Genomic DNA, 19,891 nt, shown 5'->3' with positions numbered 1-19,891 from the left:
CTCAGCCCTGGTCGTCGGCCGTCGCGTGGGTGGTGGCGATGAGGTCGCGCAGCTGGGAGCGGGCGGTGATGCCCAGCTTGGGGAAGCTGCGGTACAGGTGCGAGCCGACCGTGCGCGGGGAGAGGAAGAGCTTGTCGCCGATCTCGCGGTTGGTCAGCCCGTGGGCGGCGAGCCTGACGATCTGCCGCTGTTGCGGGGAGAGTTCAGCGAGGACGTCGGGGGCCGGGTCCGTGACGTCGAGGCCGGCCGCGCGTGCCTCGGCCCTGGCGCGCTCGATCCACGGGCGGGCGCCAAGGCGCCGGAAGGTCTCCAGGGCCTCGGTGAGCGGCGCCCTGGCCTCGGCGATGCGCCGACGGCGCCGCAGCCACTCGGCGAGGTCCAGCAGGGCCTGGGCGCGTTCGAAGGGCCAGTGCTTCAGCAGCGGGTCCGCCAGCGCCGCCCGGAAGTGCGGTTCGGCGTCCGCCGGCTCTGCCAGCAGGCCGCGGGCCCGGCTGATCAGTGCGCGCAGGCGGGGTGAGGCGCCCGCCGCGAGGGCGCGTGCGCAGTGCTCGACGACCACGGTCGCTTCCTCGCGGCGCCCGCTGCGCACGGCGGCGGCGGCCAGATCCGCGAGGGCCGGGTAGGAGGCGTGGTAGTGCACGGGGGCGCCGTCTGGCGTGAAGACCGCGCGGAGTTGGTCGTACGCCGCCTCGTGCGCGCCTTCCGCGAGGGCCGCGGCGCCGAGCGCGCGACGGGCATAGACGGCCACCGAGCGGCTCTCCAGCGGGTCGACCAGGGCGAGCGCCTCCTCGGCCCGGGCGCGGGCCGCCGCCGGATCCCCCTGGTAGGCCAGCACGACGGCGTCCACCGCGGCCGCACACGCCTCGGCGTGGTCGAGGCCGGCCGCCGAAGCGACCGCGCCGCTGCGGGCGATGGCCTCCCGGGCCCGGCCCCACTTTCCCTGTTCCACATAGCTCCAGGCGGCCGCGCCGCCCAGCCCCTCCGGCAGCGGTCCGCGCAACCCCCAGCGGTCGAAGGCCTCGTCGAAGGCGCGGACGGCCTCGGGGGTCTCGTCCAGCAGCCACGCCACGATGGCGAAAGCGGTGAGCCGCTCGGGGCGGCGTCGCGCCTCGGCCGCGGCCTCGGGGAGCAGGGAAAGCAGTTCGGCCCTGTGGGCGAAGGGGTCGGACACGGCCCGTATCCAAGTGCGCGACCACGCGTGTGACGCGTCCTGGGGGAGGCTCGCCAGGATGTCCTGGATACGGTGCCGTTGGGCGTCCTCTCCGCGGTAGAAGCGGACCACGGCGGCACCGGCCAGGAGATCCAGCGCGGTGGCGGGCCGCGTGCGAGCCAACTGCTCGGCGGCGTCGGCCAGCCGGGAGAAGACCACGGTGTGGCGCACGGTCAGTACGGCCAGTCGCCCGACCTGTGCGGCGGCGCCGGCCAGGAGCGACGCGTCGTCGGTACGCGCGCGTACCGAGGCCGCCAGTTCCTCGACCCAGGCGAGGTCACCGGTGAACACGGCCTCCGCGGCGGCCTCGACCAGCAGCCGGGCGCTGTCCTCGCACGGCGCGAGTTCCGCGGCGCGTTGCAGGGCCTTGGCCGCCGCCGCGTGGCCGCCGCGGCGGCGCGCCCGGTCGGCCGTCCGTTCCAACTGCGCCGATACGTCCGCGTCCGGAGGTGTGGCCGCGGCGGCGAGGTGCCAGGCCCGCCGGTCGGGCTCGCCCCGCAGCAGTTCGGCGAGTGCCAGGTGGGCCGCGCGCCGGGCTTCGACGGGCGCGGCGTGATACGCGGCGGACCGGACCAGCGGGTGGCTGAACCGGAGTTCCAGGCCGGTCCGCCGGACGAGACCGGCCTGCTCGGCGGGCAACCACGCGTCGGCGGTGGTGGTGTCCGGCAGTACGGCAGGGATGACGGTCGCGGAGTCGGCGGTGTCCATGGCGGCCAGAAGCAGGAGGGCGCGACGGGTGGGGGCCGGGAGGGCGCGCAGGCGGGCCGCGAAGATCTGCTCCAGGTGATCGGTGAGCCGCAGCGGGCCCGTGGCCGGCGGCTCTGCGGCGGCGTTGCGTGCGGTGGCCGCGCTGCGTGCCGAGACCGCGCTGTGCCCGGTGGCCGCATCGCGTGCCGTGGCCGCCCTGGTCAGTTCGGTCAGCGCCAGCGGGTTGCCGGCGGACTGGTCGAGGATCCGTGTCCTGATGCTGCCGGTGGGGCGCCGCGGTTGCAGGTCCAGCAGCCGGCCGGCCGCGTCGTCGTCGAGCGGTCCGAGCGTGAGCGTCGGCGTGTGCCGGTCGAACCCGGGGACGCGATCACCGACGCGGGCTGCGAGCAGCATCGTGACCGGTTCGCCCACCAGCCGTCGGGCGGCGAAGGACAGTACGTCCACGGAGGCACGGTCGAACCACTGCGCGTCGTCCAGCACCACGAGCACGGGTCCTCGGTCCCCCAGGGCCGAGAGCAGGCTCAGGACGGCGACACCGATCAGCATGAGGTCGGGCTCCGCGGTGGCCGGACCGGCGCCGAAGGCACCGTGCAGCGCCGCGCGCTGCCTCAGCGGCAGTCCGTCCATGTCAGCCGATACCGGCCGCAGCAACTGGTGCAGGGCAGCGAACGCGAGGCTCGACTCCGACTCGCTGCCCTCGGCGCGCAGGACACGAGCGCCGCTCGCCTCGGCCCGGCGCACCGCGCGATCCAGCAGCGCGGTCTTCCCCATGCCCACATCACCGAGAAGCATCAGAACCGGGTCGGCCGACGCCGAGTCCACCATGTGGAAGAGGCGTGCCAGTTCCGCGTCCCGGCCGACAATCGCCCTCTTCCCGTCCGGCTCCGGCCCCGCGACCGGACGGGGGTCGCCTGCTTGCTCTTCCACGGGGTCCGGTCTCCAGGAATGGTGTTCGTCGATCGGTGCCGTCCTGCCTTGTCGTCCTCGCCCTCAGGCTACAAGCGTGGACGCGGTGCCCGTGCCCTGTGGACCGGTGCAGTCACATGACTGATACCGCGCGGCCGGAGCCCGCTCGTACGGTTCCAGGAAAGCCTCCGAATTCTTGAGGAATACCCATGGAACAGATCAAGCTCGGCAACGTCACCGTCACCCGGGTCCGGGAGTACTACGGTTCCGTCGAAATGACGCCCGACACCTTCTTTCCGGAGAGTTCGAAGGAAGTCTGGGACGACGGCGCCTCCTGGCTGATCCCGCATTTCCTGCACCCCGAGACCAATACCGTGAAGTCCGCCATCCAGACGTGGGTGCTGCGCAGCGCGGGCAGGACCATCCTCGTCGACACCGGCGTGGGCAACCACAAGGACCGCCCGTACGCGCCGGTCTGGAGCCGTCTCGAAACGGACTTCCTGGCCGAGCTCGCGCGCGCCGGCGTCGAGCCCGAGGACGTCGACATCGTGATCAACACACATCTCCACATCGATCACGTCGGCTGGAACACGTATCTGGACGGCAGGCAGTGGGTACCCACTTTCCCCAACGCCACCTATCTGATGCCGAAGGACGACTTCGACTTCTGGAATCCCGAGAACGGCCACAAGCCACTGCTCGGCCGCGGCAACCAGAACGTCTTCGAGGACAGCGTGGCCCCGGTGCACCGGGCCGGCCAGACGCTGCTGTGGGAGAACAGCCACCGGATCGACGCCGACCTGCGCCTTGACGCGGCTCCCGGACACACGCCCGGCTCCTCCGTGCTGACCCTCGCCTCCGGGTCGGACCGCGCGGTGTTCGTCGGCGACCTGCTGCACACCCCGGTGCAGATCCTGGAGCCGGACGCCAACAGCTGCTTCTGCGAGGACCCCGCGGGCGCCCGTGCCACCCGACGCAAGATCCTGGGCCGGGCGGCCGACAACAACGCCCTCGTGCTCCCCGCGCACCTGGGCGGCCACGGCGCGGCCGAAGTCGTGCGGGACGGCACGCAGTTCGCCGTCAAGGGCTGGGCCCCCTTCACCCCGTACACCGAGCAGGGCTGAGACCCTCGGAAAGGCATCACCGTGAACCACCACCCCGGCCCCGTCGTGATCACCGCGCGGGGGGCCGTCCGCGGTCTGCGCCAGGACGACGGCACCGCGGCCTTCCTGAACATCCCCTACGCCGCGCCTCCCCTCGGCGCCGGCCGGTTCGCCCCGCCACGGCCGCACGAGCCGTGGGACGGCATACGAGACGCCACCGCGCCGGGACCCAACGCTCCCCAGTCCGCGCGCGAACTCGGCAGCGTGGACATGTCCCCCTACTTCGGCGCCGGTTGGAGCCGCGGTGCGGACTACCTCACCGTCAGCGTCTTCGCGCCCGCGCCCGCGCCCGCCGCCGGTGGCCTGCCCGTCATGGTGTTCGTGCACGGCGGCGGATTCGTCGCGGGCTCGACGCGGTCCGCGCTGTACGACGGCTCCGCCTTCGCCCGCGACGGTGTCGTCCTGGTCACGCTCAACTACCGGCTGGGCATCGCCGGGTTCCTCGACCTCCCCGATGCGCCCGCCAACCGCGGTCTGCTCGACGTCGTCGCCGCGCTGCGCTGGGTGCGGGAGAACATCACCGCCTTCGGCGGTGACCCGTACAACGTCACCCTCTTCGGCCAGTCGGCCGGGGCGACCATCGTCGGCGGCGTTCTCGCCACGCCCGCAGCCACCGGTCTCGTCCGCCGGGCGATCGTCCAGAGCGGCAGTGGCCTGGGCGCGTTCACGACGGAGCAGGCCGCCCGCGTCACCACGGCGGCGGCCGGGTCCCTGGGCATCGAGCCCCATGCCGACGCCTTCGCGGACATCTCCGACGAGCGCCTGGTCGAGGCCGCCTCCCGGCTCGCGGGCATCGACCTGCGGACCGACACACACCACGACCCGCTGGCCGGGCTCAGCCCCTTCTCCCTGGTCCTCGACACGCAGCCCGCCGCATCCGTCGCCGCCGGCCTCGGCGTCGGCATCGACCTGCTCATCGGGACCAACACCGAGGAGGGAAACCTCTACCTGGCTCCCGTGGGCAAGTACGCCACCTCGACCGCCGCGGACATCGACGACACGGCGGCGCGCGCCCACCCGGATCCGGCGCGGCTCGTCGAGACGTACCGCATGTCCCGCCCCGAGGCGTCCTTCGGCGAGCTGCGGTCCGCCATCCTGGGCGACGCGCTGTTCGGCGCGGGCAGCTGGGCCTTGGCGGAGGCCCACGCCGCCCTCCCCGAGTCCGCCACCTTCGCCTACGAGTTCGCCTGGCGGTCGCGGGCACTGAACGCAGAGCTCGGCGCCGCCCACGCGGTGGAGCTGCCGTTCGTCTTCGATCTCGCGCAGCTTCCCCGGTTGCGGGGTGCGGGCGGGCTGCTCGGCCCCGGCGGGCCCCCGGCGGCGCTCGCCGCCCGCGTGCACGCGGCCTGGGTCCGGTTCGCCGCCACCGGCGATCCCGGCTGGGACCCGTACGACACCGGGCGCCGGGCCACGATGCGCATCGACGCCGAGTGGACCCAGCTGGACGACCCCCGAGGCCAGGAACGAAGGGCCTGGATACGCCCCCGTCCGCCGGGGTGAGCGCGATAAACGGCCTTTCTGGACATAACCGGGGATAATTCTTCGGAGGCAGAGGCGATAGCAGGGAGCCACAGTGATCCGTGTTCTTCTCGTCGAGGAAAACGGGCTGCTGCGCGGAGGACTCGCCGCCCTCCTGACCCGCGAGGACGACATCGAGGTCGTCGCGGAGACCGGAGGAGACGGGCTGGTCCTCGCGCGAGCGCTCTCGTACCGCCCCGATGTGGTCGTCATCGACGTCGACGGCCACCAGGACGAGGCGCTCGCCACGGCGAGCAAGATGGGCCAGTACCTTCCGGAGTGCCGGACCCTCCTGGTGGCGGGGGCGCCGACGCTCGAACGGCTGCGCACGGTGCTGGCCCTGCGGCCGCCCGGGCTCATCGGCAAGGACGGGCCTCCCGACCGGCTCGTCGAGGGCATCCGCAAGGTGGTCGGCGGACAGCGCTACATCGCCCCCGAGCTGGCGGTACTCGTGCTCGACGCGGTGCAGAACCCCCTCACGCCGCGTGAACGGCAGGTCCTGCGGCTGGCCGCCGAGGGCGCACCGACGCGGGAGATCGCCGACCGGCTGGCGCTGTCCGTGGGAACCGTCCGCAACCACCTGTCGGCGATCACCCGCAAGGTCGCCGCCCGGAACCGCATCGACGCGATCAGGATCGCCCGGGGGTCCGGCTGGCTGTGACGTTCGCGTCCGGCGGGCGTTGGGCGGTCGGCGGGGACTGTGCGGCCGACGGGGACCGCGCGGCCCGCGAGGGCTCCGTGACCTCCCAGTGTCCGACGAGGTCCCGGTAGAGGGCGGAGCCCGCCAGCAGCTCCTCGTGCGTCCCGAGGGCGGTGCCCGTGCCGTCGAGCACCAGCACGCGGTCGGCCCGCAGCGCCGAGCTGATCCGGTGCGCGCACACGAGCAGCGTGCCCGGGCGGCGGGCGAACGCCTCCTCCGCGCGGACCTCCGATGCCGGGTCGAGATGGCAGGTCGCCTCGTCCAGCAGCACCAGCCTCGCAGGGGGGAGGTACGAGCGGACGAGCGCCACCTGCTGGCGTTCCCCCGCCGACAGTTCCCGCGGGTCGGCAGGCACGTCGTAACCGCCCAGTCGCGCCACTAGCGGCCGGGCGCCGACCGCGTCCACCGCCGCGTCCACCCGCGCCGTGGTGGCATCGGGCGCCAGATAGGTGAGGTTCTCCCACAGCGTGCCGTCGAAGACGTAGGCCTCCTGCGGGATCAGTACCCGGTGCCGGGCGAGCGTGCCGGTGCCGAGGGCCCGCACCGGTACGCCGTCCAGCAGGATCCGCCCGGCCCGCGGTTCGAGCACCCCCGCGACCAGCGAGGCGAGCGTCGACTTCCCCGCGCCGCTCGGCCCCACGACGGCCAGGTGCTCGCCCGGCCGCAGCACGAGGTCGAGCCCGTCGACCACCGGCTCCGCCGAGTGCGCGTAACCGAACGTGACACCGCGCAGCTCCACCCCGCCGAAGCCGCCCGGCGGCACCGTGCCCGGGTGGCCCCGTGGTGCGTCCGCCGTGCCGGTCGTGTCCGGCGTGGTCCGCTCGGCCGCTTCCGCGATCCGGGAGAGGGTGACCAGCAGCCACAGCCCGCTGCCGCCGAGCACCTGGACGAGGCCCTGCAAGGCGGGCTGGAGGCCGCGCGACACGTATGTCACCGCGCCGAGGACCGCTCCCGCCGACACCCCGCGCTGCACCAGCCAGGGCGCTCCCGCCAGGATGAGTACGAGGGGCAGCCACCCGCCGATGCCGAGCGACACGGTCCGTACCGCCGTCATCCGCGCCAGTGCCCGGGTGGCCTGCGCCGCTGCGTCGATCCGCTCGCCCGCCCGCCGCTGTACGAGGTCCTCGGTCCCGCACGCCGCCACGTCCCGCAGTCCGCCCGTCACCGCGCTCGCGGACTCCGCGATCCGCTCGTCGGCCAGCACCACGTCCCGCTGCCGCCCGGCCATGGCTCTCAGCGCCCCCGCGAACAGCGCCAGCCCCAGGACCAGGGGCGGCAGTACGAACACGAGCAGGGCCGGGTCCAGTGCGGCCAGGCCGAGCAGCACACCCGCCGCGGTGACGACGAAGCCCTGCACGAACATGACGACGGCGCCGTAGGCCTCCCTGGCGATCTCCACATGCTCGGTGAGGCGCGCCACGCCGCCCGTGTCGACGGGGCGCCCCGCCTGCGCGGAACGGTTCAGCGTGCCGGACGTGACGAGGGTGACCAGTTCGTCGCGGAGCGGTTCCACCACGGCCGAGAGCCCGAGCGTCACGCGCCGCGTCGCCCAGGCGCCCACCATGACGGCGCCGGCCAGCGCCACCAGCCAGGCGAGGCCCTTCCCCGTCCGGTCGGCGAGGAAGCCGTCGTCCACGGCCCGGGCGACCATCCACCCGGACAGAGCGGCGGGAACCGCCTGCACCAGCGACCACCCCGTGAGGCGCAGGAACTCACCACGGCGCCGGTGGAGCGACTCCCGCAGCAGCCCTCCGGCCCTGCCGCTCACGCCCGCTCCCCGGTTCTCACACCGGTCACCCCGCCGGAGCCCACCGCCGCCGCGTCCGTGCCCGCCCCCGTGACCGGGGCCTCGGGCTGGAACGCGGCCCGGTAGCCCGGGTCCGCCCACAGGTCGCGGTGGCGACCCTGCCCGCGTACGCCACCGGCGTCCAGCCAGACGACCAGGTCCGCGCGGGCCGCGGTGGACGCGCGGTGCGTGACCACCAGCCGGGTGCGGCCCGCCAGGGCGCCCGTGCCGGTGAGGATGCGGCTGATGTGGTGCTCGGTCACGGTGTCGAGGCTCGCGGCGACGTCGTCCAGTACCAGCACCCGCCCCCTCCGCCCCGACTGGACGAACGCCCGTGCCAGTCCCACCCGCTGCGCCTCGCCCCCCGAGATGGGCGCGTCGGCGAGCGGCGTCCCGTAGCCCTCGGGCATCCGCCGGATGAACGCGTCGGCCCGCGCCGCCGTGGCCGCCCGCGCCACCTCGTCCGGTCCCACGGGTGCCGGCCCGAACCCGATCGCGTCGGCGAAGGTCTCACCGAGCAGGACGGGCCGCTCGAATCCGTAGGCCACCGCCTGCCGCAGCGCGTGCCGGTCGAGCCGGCGCAGCGGCAGGCCGTCCAGCAGCACCTCGCCCTCGTCCGGGTCGAGGAGGCGCCCGCCGAGGGCGGCCAGCACGGACTTGCCGGAACCGGAGCGCCCGGCGACCGCGACCAGGGCCCCTGCCGGGACGGTCAGCCACAGGTTCTCCAGTACGGCGGCGCCGTCCGGCCCCCGTACCGTGACGCCCCGGAACTCCAGCCGCCCTTGTCCTTCAGGGAGCGGTTCACCGCCGTACGTCATGGGCGGTTCCGCGAGCACTTCGGCGACCCGGCCGGCCGTTCCCCGCGCGAGGGCGAGCCGGTTCGCGGACGCCACCAGCGAGCTGATGCCGGTGGCCAGGACCACGTACTCGCCGGCCGCGAGCATCTGCCCGGGGGTGATCCGGCCGCGCGCCAGCTCCAGACCGGCGACGGCGAGCACGGCGACCTCCAGCAGCGGGATGGCCAGGGCTTCCCGCGATGAGACCCGCGCGAGGGCGCCCCACATGCCGTACCCGTGGCGGCGCAGTTCGGGCAGCGGACCGAGCACGCGCCGCACCTCGCGGTCCACGGTTCCGGCCGCCGTGATGGTCCGGATGCCGGACAGGGCGTCCACGAGCCGGGCGGCGACCTGGCCCTGCGCGTCGAAGTAGCGTTCGTTGATGCCGGAGGCGTCCCGGATGAAGGTCCGCACCACGGCCAGGACGACGGGCAGCCCCACCAGGAAGGTGAGGCAGAGCCACGGGTCGATCAGCGCGAGCGCGACGATCGCGCCGAGCGGGGGCACAAGGTCCATGAGGGCCCAGACGAGCGTCGACGCCACCTGTCCGGTGCGGGCGGAGTTGCCCACCAGACGGCTCACCAGGTCCCCGGCCGTGAACCGTCGCGCGGCCCGGGGGCCCAGGCGCAGTACGTGCCCCAGCAGTGTGTGACGCAGCCACGCGGTGGAACGCGCCTCGGCCATCTTTCCCATGAAGTCGTCCAGCGTGTCGGCCGCCATCAGCACGCAGACCGCCGCGACGCTCAGGCCCAGCCACAGGGCGAAGTCACCGCCGTCGAGCACGGCGTCGACCGTACGGCCCATCAGGGCGGGCAGCACGGTGTAGATGCCCGCGAGCAGCAGCGAGACGGCCATCATGGCGGCCACCCAGGGCCCGCCCGCGCGCGTCGTCGTCAGGAGCAGCCGGTCCGCGGCAGGCCGGCCGCCGGGACGCGGGCCCGCGGCACGTCGGTCCATGGACGCCTCCTGGTACGGACACAGAAAGAGGGCGGGGACGCGCTCGACGTCCCCGCCCCGGCGGGTGTCAACAGAGGAGCAGGCTGTACCTGCTCGCGCCGCTGCACTGCTTGCTGGCCCGGCTGCCAGGCGGCGGTGAAGCGCTGTCCGGCAGATCCATGCCTTGCAGGTCGAGGATCGTCATGTCCTGTCACCTCCTTTCTGCTGCTTCTTGCCCGAGTGGTCCGGATTGCCCGAGTGGCCTTGGTTCCCCGAGTGGTCCGAGGAACGGCAGTCGTACGGGGCGGTCGTGGAGGGCGGCGCCGAGTGCCAGCAGCACGCCGGCGCTGCCGGATCCCAGGTCCAGGGAGAGCCGCAGCAGCTCCTCGCCCGGGAAGAGGAGGTGGCCCCGGTGGACCACGGCGTACCGCGCCAGCCGTCGTATGTGGTCCGCGACCACTGGATCGCGCCGGGCCGCGGTTCCCGCGGGGTGCGCGCGGCTGAGGTGCAGGATCATCCCGGCGAGGCCGTGGAACAGACCGGGCTCGATGTAGAACCCGCCCTCGGCGGCCCTGCGGATCGCCGCCGAGGCCGTACGGAACCGGCCGTCCTGGCGATGGCCGAGGTAGCCGTCGAGGACGAGCCCGATGCCCACGCTTCCGTCGGCGAGGTAGGGCATCGTCCGCCAGCCCTCGTCGACCTCCATCTCGCCCTCCGGGCGCACGACGCACCGGCGCAGGTCCTGCCGCAGGGCCGTGGCGGCCAGGTCGAGGAAGGCGGGGTCGCCCGTGTGCTCGTACCACCGCAGCAGGAGCAGCGCCGGCCCGGCGGAACCGCGCATCAGGCCGGCGTACGGGTGCCGGCCGCCGCTGACCTCCGGTACGGAGTCGGCAGGGCCGAGGCGGGCGGCCACGGCGTCCACCACGTCCCGGGCCTCGTCGTGCAGGGCGGGGTCGCCGGTGGCCGACGCGAAGTGCAGGAGGTTCAGACCGATGCCCGACAGGCCGCCCTGGAGATCGAGGCCGAGTTCCTTCCAGCGTTCACCGGCGCACTGGTCGAGGATCTTCAGCGCCTCACGCCGGTGGCCGAGGTGGTCGAGTACGTACGCGACGCCGTGCAGGCCGTCGTAGAAGCCGAGGCGGGTCCCCGGCTCGGGGTGCAGGGCCCGCCGGATCAGCCACTCCTCGTGGTCGGGGTGGCGCCCGGCGCCGGTCACGTCGAGCGCGTACAGCACGCCGGCCGCGCCGTACGCGATGCCGAGGCCACCGCCCGGCGTGGCGAACTGCGCGATGTCGCCGGGGAAGAGCCGGTCGTCCCGCTCCGGCGTGGCCTCCGCGAGGATGCCGCGGGACAGCGACTCCCGGACCTCCGCCCAGCCTTCGTCGTCGGGCCGGATCCGGGGCTCCGCGCCCGTGGCCCCGTCGGCGCCGGTGATGGTCCGTACCGCCTGGTCGAAGAAGCCGTCGGGGAGCGGGAACACACGCGCCGCCTCCCGGGCGAGCTGTCCCGCCTTGCCGGGGTCGATGGAGAACAGGGAGGTCAGCGGCATGAAGAGAAAGAGCTTGAGGCAGGCGAGGGCGTAGTCGTCGACGGCGGTGCCCCGGCGTTCGCGCGGCGCGGTGAAGCCCAGGGCGCCGAGGGACTGGGGCCGCTCCTGCGACACGTCCGCCGACCCCTCGAAGTCGATCAGCACCACGCCGCCGTGCGGGCGGACGATGATGTTCGACGGCTGGAGGTCACCGATGACCACACCGCGTTCGTGGATCCGTGTGACGGCCCGCTCCACGCGGTCGTACACGCCGATGGCCCAGGAGGTGTAGTCGGCTGTCACCCTCTCGTCGGTCCGCAGCCGGGTCAGGGGGTAGCGCTCCACGAAGAGATGGTTGAGTTCCTTGCCCTCGACGAACTCCTCGACCAGGAAGTGGTGCTCCCCCATCACGAAGTGATCGCGCAGCGCCGGTACGCAGTCGAGGCCGCTCAAGCGCTCCAGGGTCTCCCTCTCGCGGTGCAGCCTGGCCACCGCGTCCCGGCCGTCCGCGGTCAGGCCCGCGTACGGCCGGGCCTCCTTGAGGACCACGCGCTCCCCGGTTCGCAGGTCCTCACCGGCGTACAGGCCGCCGCTGTTGGAGAAGTGCAGGGCGCTCTCCAGCCGGTACGGCAGGTCGGCGACCCGCGCGCCGCCCCGCGCCGCCAGGTGGGGGGCGAGGAAGCCGGGCAGCTCGACCCAGTCGGGCACCTGGAACGTCGGCCCCCGGACGTCCGGCACCAGCTGTCCGCCGCCGTCCTCGATCGCCGGCTCGACCTCCCCCGCCGATGAGACGCAGAAGCGCTCGGCGAAGGCCCCGTACCGTACGTACAGCGGCCCTTCGCCCCAGCGCAGATCGCTCAGGACGTACGGTCCCGGCCGCCCTCCGAGGACCGTGTCGAGCTCGGTGAGGACGCGCTCCAGCTGCTCCTCGTCGGCGGGGTAGATCGTGACGAACTTCCCGCTCGATCCCCGGTGCGCGTATTTGGCGTTGGCGAGCAGCAGCTCGTCCTTGCCGGGAAGGAACTTGAAAGGGATACGACGTGGGACGCAGTAGTCCCATACGTCGGTGAGGATCCGCGCCGCGTTGTCGAGACACGCCGAGACATGGATCTTCCAGCCCTGGAGCGGAAGCCGGGCGCCGTCGGGGCGGAGCACGATCCAGTCGTCGAGTTCGGAGCGCTGCCACGTGTCCGGAGCCGGACGCCGGGCCTGCGCGAAGGCGGTGCCGTCGCCATGGGCGCGGGCCGGGGTGTCGTAGAAGCGCGCGTCCATGAGGCAGTAGACCTCGTAGCGCTTGTCCACTTGGGGCCATCCCCTTCCGGGGCGGGTCAGCCCCTGAAGTGGTTGTTTCGCGCGGCGGCGCCGGGCGGGGGAATGTCGCTTCCCGGCCGCCGGAGCACCGCTTACCTGCGACTCTCCCAGAATTCCGCGGTGGGGAACACCACTCACTGTCACGCACTACTCGTGAAAATCACATGTACGGACCGTGACGCGCAGGGGTTAAGGACTCCTTTAGAGGTGATGAGGCCGGCCCTTAACCACCGCGTGGTTGTGTGTCGTCGGGGCCCTTCCCGACAGCCATGCGAAGTGAGGGGATCATCGATGTCACATGTTCTGGTGATAGGCGGCGGGCCGGGAGGTTCACTGACCGCGATGCTGCTGGCCCGCGCCGGTATCGACGTCACTTTGCTGGAGCGGGAGAAATTTCCCCGATACCACGTCGGTGAATCGCTCACCTCCTCATGCAGGGTCATGATGGATATCGCCGGCGTCCTGGAGAAGGTGGACGCCGCCGGGTTCACCAGTCGGCGCGGTGCTCTGCTGAGGTGGGGAGCCGAGGACTGGACCATCGACTGGGCGGAGCTCTTCGGCCCGGACGTGCGCGGCTGGCAGGTGGAGCGCGCCGAGTTCGACGAGATCCTTCTGCGGCACGCGCAGGAACAGGGCGTCGAGGTCGTCGAGGGCGCCCACGTCAAGAGGGTCGTCTTCGACGGAGACCGCCCGGTGGCCGCGGAGTGGGTGGACACCGGGCGCGGCAGCGCCCGGCGCGTGACCGAGTTCGACTTCCTTGTCGACGCCTCCGGCCGCTCGGGAGTGCTCGCCGCGCAGCACTTCCGGAACCGGCGGGCCCACGAGATATTCCGTAACGTCGCGATCTGGGGCTACTGGGACGGTGGCGAGTTGCTGGAGGGCACGCCCCCGGGCGGCCTCAACGTGGTGTCCACGCCCGACGGCTGGTTCTGGGTCATTCCGCTGCGGGACGGGAAATTCAGCATCGGGTTCGTGACGCACAAGACGCGCTTCATCGAGCGGCGCAAGGAATTCGCGTCCGACGACGAGATGCTCCTGGCACTCGTCGAGGAATCCGAGACGGTGCGCGGCCAGTTGGCGGGCGCGGGATTCACCGGGCCCACGCGGGTCGAGCAGGACTACTCCTACGTGGCCGACAGTTTCTGCGGTCCCGGCTACTTCCTGGTCGGGGACGCCGCTTGCTTCCTCGACCCGCTGCTTTCCACCGGAGTGCATCTGGCGATGTACAGCGCCGTGCTCGCGGCCGCGTCCGTGATCGGCGCTGACAGCGGGCAGATCAACGAGCGTGAGGCACAAGGGTTCTACGAGTCCCTGTTCCGCAACGCCTACGCCCGTCTCATCGTGTTGGTGTCCGGTGTCTACGAGCAGTACAAGGGCACCGAGAGCTATTTCTGGCTGGCCCAGCGCCTGGTCAGGGAGAAGGAGCGGTACGACCGTCCGAACGGGGCCTTCGCCGAGATATCCGCGGGACTCAGCGATCTCAAGGACGCGGCCGACTCCCGGGGCACGAGCGCCATGCCGGAGCTGATCGAGGAGGCGGCCCAGGCGCGGCAGCGTGCCGACGAGAACGCCCCGGCGGGGCAGACCGCCAATCTCAGTGCGCTCCGCATCGAGCCCAGTGATCTCTACGACGACGCCTCGGGCCTGTACCTGGTCACCCACCCGGCCCTCGGTGTCAAGCGGGCGCGTCCGGCCGCCGCGCCCTCCGGCGACCACGCGCAGGCCGGCCGCTGAGCCCCGACGTCCGGTTCCCGGGGGTGCCCCGGGGGCCGTCACCCCTCCAGACGAAGGAGAACACACATGTCTGCGCTGCCACCCGAGGTGTTGACGTGGATCTACGAGCAAAACCCAGACATCGAGGACATCGAGGACTTCGAGGACATCGACCCCGACCTCGACCTGTTCGACACGCGACTGGTCAACTCCCTCTCGCTGATCGAGTTCGTCGTCGTCATCGAACGTGCCAGCGGGCAGGTCATCGATCGGCGGCAGCTCAGGACCGAGGACTTCCAGACCCTGCGCACGATCCAGGAGAAGTTCTTCGGCGGGTCGACGGAAGCGGACACGGCCGCCGCGTCGGCCACGGTGACGGAGGCCGGCTGAGTCGTGCCCACAGCCACGGTCAACGGAGTCCAGCTCTCCTACCGAGTGCGGGGTGAGGGTGACCCGCTGCTCCTGATCGGTCCGGCCGCTTCACCTGCGGCCGTCTGGGACCGGCATCAGGTGCCGGATCTCGTACGGGCCGGATTCCAGGTCATCACCTTCGACCTCCGCGGGAGCGCCCCATCGGACACTCCGCCCGGCCCTTACGCGCTCGACGACTTCGTGACCGACACGGCGGAGCTGATCCGTCGACTGGACATCGCGCCCTGCCTGGTGGCGGGCGTCTCGATCGGCGCGATGATCGCCCAGGAGCTGGCCAGGGAGCATCCCGGGCTGGTCGGCGGGCTCGCGCTCTTGGCGACCCGGGGGCGGTCGGACGCCTTCCGTGACGCGCTGGCCCGGGGCTGCGCGGATGCCATGCGGGCCGGTGACGCGGTGCCCGTGTGGTTCTCGTCGGTGGCCACGATGAGTCAGTTGTTCGCCCCCGACACCCTGGCCGACGACAAGTTCGCCGAGGACTGGCTGACGACCCTGTCGCTCTTCCCGCAGCGAGGGGAGGGATTCGCGGCCCAGTACGAGGCCACCGTCACCGGCGACCGGCTGTCGGCGCTGGGCGGCATCAGGTGTCCCACGCTCGTCCTCGCGTTCGCCCACGACATCGTCATGCCGCCCGCCATGGGGCGTGCGGTGGCCCGCGCCATCCCGGACAGTCGCTTCGAACTGCTGGAGGACTGCGGGCACTTCGGGTTCCTTGAGCGCCCGGGGGACGTCAACCGCATCCTCGTCGACTTCTTCCACACCGCCGTGTGACGCCGTTTCCCCGGGAGGGATCCATGGAGCGCCTGTATTCGACGGACACCGGCGGCCGCCGGGCCGCTCGTGTGGAACTGCGTCAACGGCGCCTCGGCGAGCTGGACTTCGAGATGGCCGCCGTCGAGCCGCGGCCGCCGCGCACCGGCGAGGTGGCCGTCCAGGTGTTCGCCGCGGGGCTCAACTTCCCCGACGTGCTCACGGCGATGGGGCTCTCGGCCGAGTACTTCGACGATCCGCCGCGGCCGGGCCTGGAGTGCGCCGGCGTCGTCGCCGCGGTCGGGCCGGGCGTGACGGCGTTCGAGATCGGTGACCGTGTCGCGGCCGTGACCGAGGGGGCTTTCGCCTCCGAGGTCAACGTGCCGGTGACATCGGTGATGCCCGTGCCCGATCACATGGACTTCGCGCAGGCGGCCACGGTGCCCGTCGCGTTCCTCACCGCCTGGTACGGCCTGGTCCGCATGGCCGGCCTCCGGCGCGGCGAGCGGCTCCTCATCCACTCCGCGGCCGGCGGAGTGGGGTCGGCGGCGCTGGCCGTGGCGAGGATGCGGGGGGCCGAGCTGCTGGCGACCGCCGGAACTCCCGACAAAAGGAAATACCTGCACGAGCAAGGCGTGCGGCACGTCATGGACTCCCGCAGCACGGCATTCGGGGACGAGACCCTCGCAGCCACCGACGGCGAAGGGGTCGATGTCGTCCTCAACTCCCTCACGGGGGAACTGCTGCGCCGTGGACTGGAGCTGCTCCGGGTCCGCGGGCGGTTCGTCGAGATCGGCAAGCGCGACATCATGGCCGACGCCGCGCTCGGCCTGGGCCCCTTCCGCAACAGCCTCAGCATGCACAGCGTGGATCTCCGGCTGCTGATGGACCGGTGCCCGGAACTTGTCGGTGAGCTCCTCGGGGAATTGGCGCCGTTGTTCGCCTCGGGCGCGCTGGCGCCGCTGCCGTACACCCCGTTTCCGGTGACGCGGGCCGATGGCGCGTTCCGGAAGATGATGGGCGGGCGGCACATCGGGAAGATCGTGCTGACGTTCGCGTAGCGGTGCGGGAGCGCGGTGGAGCGCTCCCGGCGGTCGGAAGGGGGGCCGGTCCCGCTATGGCCTGCGCCGCAGCATGTTCATGATGGTCATCGTCAGCACTGTCTCGCCGTGCTGGTTGAACACTTCCACGTCGGTGTGCACGAGGCCCCGGTCGGGCTTGGAGCGTGAGACGCGGGCCCCGGTGATCGTGGCCCGCACCGACAGGGTGTCACCCGGCCGCACCGGCCGCTGCCAGCGCACTTCGTCGACGCCGGGGGACGCGAGCGACGCGACCTTGCTGAGGTAGTGGTCCGCGTACAGGCGCATCATCACGGCCGTGGTGTGCCAGCCGCTCGCGATCAGCCCCTGGAACGGTCCGTCCTGCGCCGCCACGGGGTCCGTGTGGAAGCTCTGGGTGTCGAAGCGCCGGGCGAACTCGAGGATGTCCTGCTCGGTGAGGGTGCTGCTGCCGAAGACATGCACCGTGCCGGGCACGTAGTCCTCGAAGTACCGGTCTTCGATGGGGGTGGTGAAGTTGTCGGTGGTGGCCGGGGTGGTCGTCGTCATGGGGCCCTCTCACTCGGTTCCACGGCTGGGTTCGGCAAGGCTCTGTGGACGATGACGTGTACGGTAGCGGACCGCCGCGTCCTCGAAGGCGCGGAGTGATCCGGGATCGGCCAAGGCGCCCCGGGCCACCACGCGTTCGGGTTCGGCGCCGGCCAGGATGCGCTTGACCGGCACCTCCAGCTTCTTGCCCGACAGGGTGCGGGGGACGGCCGGCACCTGGACGATGTGATCCGGGACGTGGTGCTCGGACAGCGCGGTGCGCAGCGCACGGTTGATCCGCTCGCGCAGCGGTGCGTCCAGGGCGCTCTCCTCGCGCAGCTCGACGAAGAGCATCAGCTTGTCGGCGCCGGCCTGCGTCCCCTCCACGTGGACGACGAGGGAGTCGGCGACCTCGTCGACGTCCTCGACCACGGCGTAGAACTCCGCGGTGCCCAGGCGTACCCCGCCGCGCTTCAGCGTCGCGTCCGAGCGCCCGCTGATCACGCAGGTACCCCGGTCGGTGACGCTGATCCAGTCGCCGTGGTGCCACACCCCGGGGAACCTCGCGAAGTACGAGGCGTGGCGCCGCGATCCGTCGGTGTCTCCCCACAGGGCGACGGGCATGCTGGGCATCGGCCGGGTCACCACGAGTTCTCCGGTGCGGCCGGTGACGGGCCGTCCTGCGGGGTCGTACGCCTCGATCCTCGCCCCCAGGCAGCGGCAGCTGATCTCGCCCTCGACGACGGGCAGCAGCGGAATTCCGCCGACGAAACCGGTGCACACGTCGGTGCCGCCCGACAGCGACGTGAGCATGGGAGGTGCCGCTTTGCCGTCGGCCGACGCCTCGTACACCCAGCGGAACCCCTCCGCGGGCAGGGGGGCGCCCGTCGACCCGACACCGCGCAGCCGGGAGAGGTCCAGGTCCCGCCACGGGGTGAGGCCGGCCTTGCGGCACGCCATCAGGTACGGCGCCGACGTACCGAAGTACGTCGTCCCTGACTCGGCGGCGAGCCGCCAGGGGGCGCTGAAGTCGGGATGGGTGGGGTTGCCGTCGAAGAGGACCAGCGCGCTGCCCACGGCGAGTCCGGAGACGAGGTAGTTCCACATCATCCAGCCCGTGGTGGTGAACCAGAGGAAGCGGTCCCCCGGGCCCAGGTCGTGGTGCAGGGCCAGCATCTTCAGATGCTCAAGGAGGATGCCTCCGTGGCCGTGCACTATGGGCTTGGGCAGCCCCGTCGTCCCCGACGAGTACAGCACGTACAGGGGATGGCTGAAATCCACTGGTTCGAAAGCGGGTCCGTCCGTCTCGGCCAGCAGGTCGTTCCAGGACAGCGCGGAGTCGACGCCCGAACCCGCGTACGGCACGGTCACGGTGTGTGACAGGCTCGGCAGTGCGGCCCGGATCTCCGCGACCTCCGGCGCGCGGTCGACGAGCCGGCCACCGGAGCGGTAGCCCGTAACGGTCACCAGGGCCTTCGGCGCGATCTGGCGCCACCGGTCGCGCACCGAACGGGCACCGAACTCCGGGGCGCACGAGGAGAAGACGGCGCCCAGACTCGCGCAGGCGAGCAGGAGCACCAGGGCCTCGGGGATGTTCGGCAGATAGGCGGCCACCCGGTCACCGCGCCCCACGCCGAGGCCGCTCAGTCCGCGCCGTGCCCGCGCGACCTGGTCGCGGAGCTCGTCGGCGGTCAGGACGACGGGTTCCCTCGTCTGTGAGTGCCCGAACACCATGGGGGTCGATCCGGCGACGCCGGGCATGCTCAGGACACGCTCGGCGTAGTTGAGCCGCGCACCGGGGAACCACTGGACGTCCGGCATGGCGGGCGCGTCGACGAACGCGGTGGCCGGGGTGGTCGGCGTCACCTCGAAGTACTCCCACAGGGACGACCAGAAGCCGTCGAGGTCGGTCACCGACCAGTGCCACAACTCGGCGTAGCCGTCGAAGGAGAGCCCGCGGCGGTGGGCCAGCCAGCGCAGGTAGTCGCCGATGCGGGAGCGGTCGAGAACGTCATGGGGCGGGGACCACAGAAGAGGGCCGGCGGTCATGTTCGTCACCTCACGCAGGTGGAGGGTGGAATGCTGGGTGGGCAAGGCCGGTCGAGCAGTACTACTACGCAGCAGGTGTGGCCGGGTTCCGGCTCCAGGTGGATGTCGGCCCAGGCCGAGCCGCGGCCGGGGTGGTCGTGGCCGATGTCGCGCAGCCCGGCGCCGGTGGCCTTCACGTAGGCCTCGCGCCGGGTCCAGATGCGGTACCAGAGAGCGGTCCTGTCCACGGCGTCGGCCCTGGACCAGCGGTCGTACTCGGCCGGGGAGAAGAAGCCCGCCGCGACTCCGGCTAAGTCCCGTTCCACCGAGGCCTGTTCGACGTCGATGCCCACCCGGGCCCCTCGGATCACCGCGAGGACCGTCAGGCGCCCGGAGTGCGAGAGGTTGAAGTCGATCCCGGGGCACGGTGGTTCGGCCAGGAACGGCCGTCCTGTCCTGGTCGCCCCGAGGAGGATGCCCGCCATCGGAACCTTGAGTCGGTGTGACAGGACCCGGCGGGCCAGGGCGCGGCCCGTCACGTACTGGGTGCGCGCGGTGCCGGTGGCGATGCGGGCGGCCCGTGCGCGTTCCTCCGGGTGCAGCTCTGCCTCGTACGCCGCGAAACGTGTGTCGTGCGGGAGAGGAACCTGTGCCGCCCATACCTCCACCGGGTGGCCGAAGGCGTGGTATTCGCCGAGCAGTCGGGTGTCGCGGCTGGTGATGTTCACTGGCGGTCGCTTCGGTGTGGTGGTGCGCCGAGGGACGGGAGGGGCGGCGCAGTGA

The 19,891-nt window shown here is 72.3% G+C and carries 15 protein-coding genes; 7 read left to right on the top strand and 8 right to left on the bottom strand.

Translation table 11 applies throughout. The features are described 5' to 3' along the window. Window position 1: 1 nt before the first annotated feature. Window positions 2-2,845, bottom strand: coding sequence for an AAA family ATPase (locus ACF062_RS20390; RefSeq protein WP_392139976.1), 2,844 nt, complete (start codon window positions 2,843-2,845; stop codon window positions 2-4). Between the two features lie 188 nt (window positions 2,846-3,033). Here ACF062_RS20390 and ACF062_RS20385 point away from each other — a divergent pair, with 188 nt between their 5' ends. From ACF062_RS20385 to ACF062_RS20375, 3 genes are all read left to right on the top strand, one after another. Continuing rightward, entirely contained in the window at window positions 3,034-3,948 is a 915-nt protein-coding gene (locus ACF062_RS20385) for an MBL fold metallo-hydrolase (RefSeq protein ID WP_392139974.1), read from the top strand. A gap of 21 nt (window positions 3,949-3,969) precedes the next feature. Then, window positions 3,970-5,487, top strand: coding sequence for a carboxylesterase/lipase family protein (locus ACF062_RS20380; RefSeq protein WP_392139972.1), 1,518 nt, complete (start codon window positions 3,970-3,972; stop codon window positions 5,485-5,487). 73 nt (window positions 5,488-5,560) lie between these two features. Then, window positions 5,561-6,166 carry a response regulator transcription factor gene (locus ACF062_RS20375; protein WP_392139970.1) on the top strand — a complete coding sequence of 202 codons (606 nt, stop codon included), beginning with the start codon at window positions 5,561-5,563 and terminating at the stop codon, window positions 6,164-6,166. On the opposite strand, the gene ACF062_RS20370 is transcribed toward ACF062_RS20375, so the two are convergent. The 4 genes from ACF062_RS20370 to lanKC all read right to left on the bottom strand — a co-directional run bounded on the left by ACF062_RS20370 (window position 6,135) and on the right by lanKC (window position 12,593). Continuing rightward, the gene (locus ACF062_RS20370) at window positions 6,135-7,973 is read right to left on the bottom strand and encodes an ABC transporter ATP-binding protein (RefSeq protein ID WP_392139968.1); all 1,839 of its coding nucleotides are present in this window, start codon (window positions 7,971-7,973) and stop codon (window positions 6,135-6,137) included. The genes ACF062_RS20375 and ACF062_RS20370 overlap by 32 nt on opposite strands. After that, complete coding sequence (locus tag ACF062_RS20365; RefSeq protein WP_392139966.1) at window positions 7,970-9,784, bottom strand: ABC transporter ATP-binding protein; 1,815 nt, start codon at window positions 9,782-9,784, stop codon at window positions 7,970-7,972. Before ACF062_RS20365 ends, ACF062_RS20370 begins: the two co-directional genes overlap by 4 nt. Window positions 9,785-9,851: 67 nt before the next feature. Continuing rightward, on the bottom strand, window positions 9,852-9,968 hold the full coding sequence (locus tag ACF062_RS20360) for a SapB/AmfS family lanthipeptide (RefSeq protein WP_223772607.1): 117 nt from the start codon (window positions 9,966-9,968) through the stop codon (window positions 9,852-9,854). A gap of 6 nt (window positions 9,969-9,974) precedes the next feature. Continuing rightward, window positions 9,975-12,593, bottom strand: coding sequence for a class III lanthionine synthetase LanKC (gene lanKC, locus ACF062_RS20355; RefSeq protein ID WP_392139964.1), 2,619 nt, complete (start codon window positions 12,591-12,593; stop codon window positions 9,975-9,977). A gap of 300 nt (window positions 12,594-12,893) precedes the next feature. On the opposite strand from lanKC, the gene ACF062_RS20350 reads away from it, so the two are divergent. The 4 genes from ACF062_RS20350 (at window position 12,894) to ACF062_RS20335 (ending at window position 16,555) form a co-directional block, all read left to right on the top strand. Further along, a complete protein-coding gene (locus ACF062_RS20350; RefSeq protein WP_392139962.1) occupies window positions 12,894-14,336 on the top strand; it encodes an NAD(P)/FAD-dependent oxidoreductase in 1,443 nt (480 codons plus the stop codon). A gap of 66 nt (window positions 14,337-14,402) precedes the next feature. Further along, window positions 14,403-14,705, top strand: coding sequence for a hypothetical protein (locus ACF062_RS20345; RefSeq protein WP_392139960.1), 303 nt, complete (start codon window positions 14,403-14,405; stop codon window positions 14,703-14,705). 3 nt (window positions 14,706-14,708) lie between these two features. Next, window positions 14,709-15,515, top strand: coding sequence for an alpha/beta fold hydrolase (locus ACF062_RS20340; protein WP_392139958.1), 807 nt, complete (start codon window positions 14,709-14,711; stop codon window positions 15,513-15,515). A gap of 23 nt (window positions 15,516-15,538) precedes the next feature. After that, window positions 15,539-16,555, top strand: coding sequence for a zinc-binding dehydrogenase (locus ACF062_RS20335; RefSeq protein ID WP_392139956.1), 1,017 nt, complete (start codon window positions 15,539-15,541; stop codon window positions 16,553-16,555). Window positions 16,556-16,609: 54 nt separating this feature from the next. On the opposite strand, the gene ACF062_RS20330 is transcribed toward ACF062_RS20335, so the two are convergent. From ACF062_RS20330 to ACF062_RS20320, 3 genes are read right to left on the bottom strand one after another with little or no spacing between them, the layout of a single operon-like run. After that, window positions 16,610-17,101 carry a MaoC family dehydratase gene (locus ACF062_RS20330; protein WP_392139954.1) on the bottom strand — a complete coding sequence of 164 codons (492 nt, stop codon included), beginning with the start codon at window positions 17,099-17,101 and terminating at the stop codon, window positions 16,610-16,612. Window positions 17,102-17,110: 9 nt separating this feature from the next. Then, complete coding sequence (locus tag ACF062_RS20325) at window positions 17,111-19,129, bottom strand: acetoacetate--CoA ligase (protein WP_392139953.1); 2,019 nt, start codon at window positions 19,127-19,129, stop codon at window positions 17,111-17,113. Between the two features lie 5 nt (window positions 19,130-19,134). Next, entirely contained in the window at window positions 19,135-19,836 is a 702-nt protein-coding gene (locus ACF062_RS20320) for a 4'-phosphopantetheinyl transferase family protein (RefSeq protein ID WP_392139951.1), read from the bottom strand. Between the last annotated feature and the right edge of the window lie 55 nt (window positions 19,837-19,891).

It is taken from the genome of Streptomyces sp. NPDC015345 (assembly GCF_043078805.1).
Classification (GTDB): Bacteria; Actinomycetota; Actinomycetes; order Streptomycetales; family Streptomycetaceae; genus Streptomyces.
Note: the sequence above shows the minus strand (reverse complement) of the source record. Positions and strands in the feature narration are given on the sequence as shown.